The sequence below is a fragment of the uncultured Campylobacter sp. genome (assembly GCF_938030815.1).
Lineage (GTDB): Bacteria > Campylobacterota > Campylobacteria > Campylobacterales > Campylobacteraceae > Campylobacter_B.
Map to the genome: position 1 here is coordinate 1 of NZ_CALHII010000014.1, position 6370 is coordinate 6370.

At 43.8% G+C, this 6370-nt stretch carries 8 protein-coding genes; 6 read left to right on the top strand and 2 right to left on the bottom strand.

Annotated elements, in window-relative coordinates; translation table 11 throughout:
* Positions 1-232, bottom strand: a 232-nt coding sequence (locus Q0277_RS00350; protein ID WP_297994344.1) for an OB-fold nucleic acid binding domain-containing protein, incomplete at its 3' end; no start/stop codon positions are given.
* An 83-nt stretch (positions 233-315) separates the two neighbouring features.
* On the opposite strand from Q0277_RS00350, the gene Q0277_RS00355 reads away from it, so the two are divergent.
* From Q0277_RS00355 to Q0277_RS00380, 6 genes are all read left to right on the top strand, one after another.
* A complete protein-coding gene (locus Q0277_RS00355) occupies positions 316-1191 on the top strand; it encodes an NAD(+) kinase (protein WP_297994347.1) in 876 nt (291 codons plus the stop codon).
* A complete protein-coding gene (locus Q0277_RS00360) occupies positions 1185-2708 on the top strand; it encodes an AAA family ATPase (protein ID WP_297994350.1) in 1524 nt (507 codons plus the stop codon). The genes Q0277_RS00355 and Q0277_RS00360 overlap by 7 nt, the downstream gene beginning before the upstream one ends.
* A gap of 125 nt (positions 2709-2833) precedes the next feature.
* Positions 2834-3631 (top strand): TatD family hydrolase, encoded by a 798-nt coding sequence (locus Q0277_RS00365; protein ID WP_297994353.1) that lies wholly within the window; start codon positions 2834-2836, stop codon positions 3629-3631.
* Positions 3628-4626, top strand: a complete 999-nt coding sequence (locus Q0277_RS00370) for a lytic transglycosylase domain-containing protein (protein WP_297882548.1) — start codon at positions 3628-3630, stop codon at positions 4624-4626. The genes Q0277_RS00365 and Q0277_RS00370 overlap by 4 nt, the downstream gene beginning before the upstream one ends.
* 13 nt (positions 4627-4639) lie before the next feature.
* Positions 4640-5395, top strand: coding sequence for a septal ring lytic transglycosylase RlpA family protein (locus tag Q0277_RS00375; protein ID WP_291936757.1), 756 nt, complete (start codon positions 4640-4642; stop codon positions 5393-5395).
* A 232-nt stretch (positions 5396-5627) separates the two neighbouring features.
* Entirely contained in the window at positions 5628-5864 is a 237-nt protein-coding gene (locus Q0277_RS00380; protein WP_005871672.1) for a hypothetical protein, read from the top strand.
* Positions 5865-5936: 72 nt separating this feature from the next.
* Here the strand turns inward: Q0277_RS00380 and Q0277_RS00385 are convergent, their stop codons facing one another.
* Positions 5937-6359: a hypothetical protein gene (locus tag Q0277_RS00385; protein WP_297994356.1), complete on the bottom strand. Its 423-nt coding sequence runs from the start codon at positions 6357-6359 to the stop codon at positions 5937-5939.
* Positions 6360-6370 lie beyond the last annotated feature (11 nt).

Genomic DNA, 6370 nt, shown 5'->3' on the forward strand with positions numbered 1-6370 from the left:
CGCGGACCTTGCCGACGGCTTTTAGGACAAATTCGTTTCGCACGGTATTTGCTACCTCGTATGCCGAGTGGCTATCTTTGGGATCACAGACTAGCTGTAACAGCCCGCTTCGGTCGCGCAAATCTATAAAAATCACGCCGCCGTGGTCGCGGTAAGAATTTACCCAGCCGCACACGGTTACACTTTTGCCGATATCGTTTTTACTCAAATCGGCGCAATAATGACTTCGCAAATTTACTCCTTTAAAATTATTTGTAAAACGCAAGTATAGTTAAATTTTGCTTTTACAAAGCTAATTTTTTATAAAATAAAACTATGGAAAACAAAATTCATAAAAACCTTAAATTCGCGGGGCTAATAGCCAAAAAATCAGAAGAGATTCGCCCCGTCGTGGAGCAAATTTGCGAAATTTTAAAAGCGCAAGGTATTGGGCTTTTGCTCGAAAAGGACGGAGCGGAATTTTTCGGCCTTAAGTCGCATACGCTTACAGAAATTTTAAAAAAGACCAATTTTTTAATTAGCCTCGGCGGCGACGGCACGCTTATCGGGCTTGCGAGGCTGCTAAGCGACAAAAACGCTTTTATTTTGGGTATCAACGCGGGTACTTTGGGCTTTTTAACGGACGTACAGCCGAGCGAATTCGCAAAATTTTTAAAGGATTTTTTGCGTGGCGAATACGAGATCGAGCGCCCGTTTTTACTCGAAGTGATACTGGAAAACGGCAGCGGCAAGATCGTCCGCAAGACCGCATTTAACGACGTCGTAATCACCCGCAGCCACATCTCTTCAATGGCGAAGATCGACGCATTTTTAAACAGAAAATATTTCAACACCTACTACGGCGACGGCGTGATCGTAAGCTCCGCCGTAGGCTCGACCGCGTACAATATGAGCGCGAACGGCTCGATCGTCTATCCGCTATGCGACGTGTTTTGCGTCACGCCGATCTGCTCGCACAGCCTGACGCAGCGGCCTTTGATCCTTCCCAAAGAATATCTCGTAAGCTTCAAAAACGCCGGAAGCTCCGAAGTTGGCGTCGTCATCGACGGACAAGACGTTTTTGATATGGCGGAATTTAGCGGCGTGAGCGCTAAAATTTCACACGCAAAGGCAAATTTAATAAAACGCAAGAGCTACGATTATTTCGACGTTTTAAAAGCCAAACTCAGATGGGGACACGGCGGATGCTAGAAAGAATTTATATTAAAAATAATCTAGGTTTTTGCGAGAGCGAGCTTAGTTTTGGCCCGGGACTTAGCGTATTTACAGGCATCAGCGGCGCGGGCAAATCGGTATTAATAGGCGCGATTTTAGCGGTGTTCGGTCTTAACGAATGCGAGGCTGAGCTCATAGAAGCGGACGTAGAGCATCAATTTGATATGGAAAATTTCGGCTTGATAAACGATACGCCAAATATTTTTCGCGTCCTAAAAGAGCGTAGCTTGCGATACTTTATAAATTCCCAATCGGTCTCAAAAAAAAATCTAAGCACGATCGCCGGCGAATACGTGAAATTTTTAGGCGCGAAAAACGCCGGCGAAATGAGTAGCGACAGCTTGCTAAAATTACTTGATTTTATCGCCGCGAAAAAAGATGCGGCACACGCGCTAAGCCTATCGGAGCTTCAAAGCGCTTTTGCGGAATTTAGCCGCACAAAAAAGCAGCTGGATGAAATTTTAGATCAAGAGCGCAAGATCGAGGAGTTAAAGGAATTTGCTCGCTTCGAGATTGAAAAAATCGAGCGCGTATCGCCTAAGATCGGCGAATATGAGGAGCTTTTGCAAATCAAAAAAAAGCTTAGTAAAAAAGATAAGATCGAGGAACTTTGGGCTAGGGCACAGGGCGTTTTTGAGCTGGAACGCAGCGTTATCGAAGCGCTAAGCCTCAGCGGGCTGGATAGCGCGTTTTTTGAGGATGCGATGAACGAGCTACGGCTAAAGCAAGAAAGCTTGAATTTAGACGAGCTAGAAAATATCGACATAGAGAAAATTTTAGATCGCATCGAAGCTCTTAGTGCGCTAAATAGGCGCTACGGAAGCGTAGAGGAGGCTTTAGCTACGCTTGAAGCGCGCAAGAAAGAGCTTGAGCATTACGAGCAGTTAAGCTTTGAAAAAACCAAGCTACAAGCGGAATTTAAACGCCTTAGTGAAAGCACCGCTACCCTTGCCGAAAAAATCAGCGAGGCTCGCAAGGGCGCTAAAAAACGGCTCGAGGATCTGATAAATTCCTATCTAAAGCAGCTTTATATGGACGGAGTGGAGCTTAGTTTTAAGCCTGCGGCGCTTAGTGAGCGCGGCACGGACGAAATTTGCGTTAGCTTGTGCAAGACGGAATTTAAAAATTTAAGCTCGGGCGAAACGAACCGCTTACGCCTTGCTTTCATCGCGGCAAGCTTGGAGCTTACAAATAACGGCGAGGGAATTTTAATCTTAGACGAGATTGATTCAAATTTAAGCGGAAAAGAGGCGATGAGTATCGCTAACGTGCTGGTAAAAATTTCAAAATTTTATCAAATTTTTGCGATCTCGCACCAACCGCAGCTTAGTTCCAAGGCTGCGTCACACTTTTTAGTAAGTAAAACGAACGGCAAATCTAGCGTGAGATTATTAAGCGAAAATGAGAAAATAACAGAGCTAGCTCGTATGATAAGCGGCGAGACTATTACTGCAGAAGCCCTGGAATTCGCTAAAAAACTAAGGCAAAGCTGAAGGAATTTTAAGCTTAAGTTTAAATCTGAAATTTTTTGCTACAATACCGCGTTTAATTTAAATTTAAGTGTGATTTTGCAAAACGACGTAAAATCCGCTTCGAAAAATTTTATCAAGTGAGTTTTATGATTATAGATACACATTGCCATTTAGACGATGCTAGTTTCGATGCTGATTTAGACGCGGTGATTGAGCGCGCCACGATTGCAGGCGTGCGTAGCATCATCATTCCCGGTGCCGATGTAGCAGACCTAGATAAGGCATGTAAAATTTCGCATGCACGGGATAATGTGTATTTTGCCGTAGGGGTGCATCCATACGAGATAGATTCTTTCGATATGGAGGTGCTGAAGCGGTATGCTGACGATCCCAAATGCGTGGGCGTTGGCGAATGCGGTCTTGATTACTTCAGACTTAAGCAGCAAGAGAACAAGGAAACCAAAGCCTTAGAAATCTCCCGCCAAAAAGACGCCTTCATCTCACAAATCGATCTAGCAGCACAACTTCAAAAACCACTTATAGTCCATATCCGAGAAGCAAACGAAGATAGCTTTGGAATTCTAAAAGATCGTGCCGGCAATTTATGCGGCGGTGTTTTGCACTGCTTCAATGCCAGCAAGCTTTTGCTAGGTCTTAGCGAATACGGATTTTACTTCGGTATCGGCGGAGTTTTGACATTCAAAAATGCAAAAAACTTAGCTGAGATCTTACCGCAAATTCCGCAAGAGCGCCTTTTAATCGAGACGGATGCACCATATCTAACCCCGCATCCGCATCGCGGCGAGCGCAACGAGCCTGCATTTACGAGACTCGTGGTAGAAAAAGTCGCGGAAATTTTAAGCCTAAGCGTAGAAGAGGTCGAAGCAATAACGACTCAAAACGCCTGTAGGCTTTTTGGCGATAAAATCAAAGGAGAGATATGAAAGCCATAAAATTTATACTGCTAGCCCTACTTTTAGTGGGCGAAGCGTTTGCGAGCCAGCCCGGTCTGATGCGCGCAAATCACGACTATATTTTAAATCAATTCGGCATCGAAAATAACGAATCGAGCAAAAACGTAGTCGCGGGCATATTCCGTGCGATCAATGCAAGCGATCGCAAGCAGTTTAAGCATATCGTGACTTCGCAGTCGCACAATGCCTACTTAGTCAAATCCGAGGTCGATAACATTGAAGCTCCGGAGTTCTTATTGTATTTGGCAATGGTAGAATCTCATCTTAAAAATACGGTCACATCAGGTGCTAGCGCGGGCGGTATGTGGCAGCTGATGCCGGCAACTGCGAAAAATTTCGGTCTTAGAGTAGACAGCGCCGTAGATGAGCGTCGCGATCCCGCAGCCTCTACGGATGCTGCGTTTTCGTATATTTTGCATCTGAAGCAAAATTTTGGCAAGTGGTATTTAGCACTAATGGCGTATAATTGTGGCGATCAAAAGCTTAAAAATGCGATTGCAGCTACTGGCAGCGATGATCTGGATCGCTTGCTAAAAAGTCCTGCACTTCCTAATGAGACTAAGAATTTTATCAAGCGCATTATTAAATACGCTTACATTGCTCAAAATGAAAATATGCGTAAAATTCTGCTTTTTGAAAGCGAGCCGTGGGGGCTAAAGCGTATCGCAGTAGCTCCGGGCACAAAGCTAAGCGCGGTTGCAAAACAGATCGGAATTTCGCCGTCACAAATGCAGGATTACAACGCGCATATTAAAAACGGAATTTCGCCGCTTAACGGCAAGTACTTCTTTTATATCCCACAAAGCAAATATGCAGAATTTGTCGTAAATCAAGGCGCGTTTCAAGCGTATGAACCACGTCTGAAACAGCGCAAGCCAGGACGCGTGTTAGCAGGTTTGGCGAACGAGCTTAGCCTCAAAGACAAAAACGAAATAGCGCTAAATAATATAAAATTCAACAAATAAGATCGGATCGCAGGTGTCGTACCAGAAAATCGCTCTTTTTAGTGCGCTTTTTGCGCTGATTCTTGCCGGTTGTTCGTTTCGCACCGCACCGTCGTCTAGATCGTCTGCGGGCGGTGCGGGCAAGATCGGCAAAAACTCTCCTGCCACCATGCGCCCTTATAAAATCAACGGCAAAACCTACTATCCAGAGCAAGTAAGCGTCGGTGACACTCAAATCGGCATCGCCAGCTGGTATGGGCCGAATTTTCATGGTAAATACACCTCAAACGGCGAAATTTACGATATGAATGGCATGACCGCCGCGCACAAAACCTATCCAATGAATACTATGGTAAAGGTCACGAATCGCGACACCGGCGCTACTGCAACCGTGCGCATCAACGATCGCGGCCCATTCGTGGATGGTCGCATCATCGATCTTAGCAAAACAGCTGCCAATTTAGTAGGCGTATTTGCCAAAGGTACGGCGCCTGTAAAGCTCGAAGTAGTGGGTTTTTATGGGCGCACTATTGCTAAAGGCTCGCCGAAAGCAACCATCGTCGGCGGAAATTTTATGGTGCAAATCGGTGCGTTTAGAAACAGAAGTGGCGCACAAATTTATCAGCGCGATTACCACGGCACAGCGGGATATCCTGCGATCATCAAAGAATTTAGCATAGATGGCGCGCCGATTTATCGCGTCTTTTTAAGTGGATTTAAGAGTGAGGATGAGGCGAGAGATTTCGCGCATAATGGCAAGTTTACTGGAGCTTTCATCGTAAGAGAGTAGCAGTTTTATTTGACGGCTTTTACCTTCGTTTTTTGCTTGATGAGGGCTTTGTTAAATTTATTTGTGAACTACTTGCGGTAAAATTTCCCCTCATCTAATAGTTATCTGCTTTAGCTGCGGCGAAGTGCAAACTACTTGCAAGCTATTCGTAGCAAACAGTGCGCCTGCTTGAGCTTTGTTTTTTAATAGGACGCCGCAGCTGATAAAATTTTATATTGCTAGGGGATAGAGCATGCAAAAATATCCGGAAGTTTATAGTTTAGAAAAGAGTTTGGCTATACTTGAAAAATATAAAGACGAGCTGAGCGCAGAACAATACGAGCAAAACAGATCTATCATCTGTAACCACGCGATAGAGGGTATGTTTGCAAACGAGCAAGATATAATCGATCTTATCAAGGTCGATAAGGGAGAAAAAACATCCGATGAGATAATAAACGAATATAAAAAAGAGTGGGGCGTTTTATAGTGCAGTAGAAAATTTAAATTTGATAGTGAAATATCAGAGGTATTTTGGTGCAGCTCATAGGTTCTTTAAATTTTAATCGTGCAGAAAAGTTACGACTTCGTGTTCCTTTGGCAGAAATTTTCTACCATCGATGCCATCATCTCCATATTCCAATAATGCTTCATTTAAAATTTCATAAATTTCATCCATTGAAATATCTCCAATGTCAGAATTTACGCTTTGGAATTTATATTTGACCTTAAATGGATTTTCCGTGAAATATTTACTCGTTGTCTCATCATAAATTCGCCTTATATCAAGCTCGATATTTTTACCTCTATAATGCAGTAGCCAAATAACTTCTCCCGTAAGACCATCTCTTGGGTCTGGCAAAGGCACTCTGCAAACAAACATAAACCAGGCATCTCTTTGTCTATCTATAACCCAATCCAGCTTATCTAGGTAGTAATCATCATAGACTATTGAGCCATATTTTAGGCAACAATTATTTATAATATTTGCAACAT

Excerpts from the sequence above, each read along its gene's own strand:
- Q0277_RS00355 (WP_297994347.1), top strand. The coding sequence starts at position 316 with ATGGAAAACAAAATTCATAAAAACCTTAAATTCGCGGGGCTAATAGCC.
- Q0277_RS00360 (WP_297994350.1), top strand. The coding sequence starts at position 1,185 with ATGCTAGAAAGAATTTATATTAAAAATAATCTAGGTTTTTGCGAGAGC.
- Q0277_RS00365 (WP_297994353.1), top strand. The coding sequence starts at position 2,834 with ATGATTATAGATACACATTGCCATTTAGACGATGCTAGTTTCGATGCT.
- Q0277_RS00370 (WP_297882548.1), top strand. The coding sequence starts at position 3,628 with ATGAAAGCCATAAAATTTATACTGCTAGCCCTACTTTTAGTGGGCGAA.
- Q0277_RS00380 (WP_005871672.1), top strand. The coding sequence starts at position 5,628 with ATGCAAAAATATCCGGAAGTTTATAGTTTAGAAAAGAGTTTGGCTATA.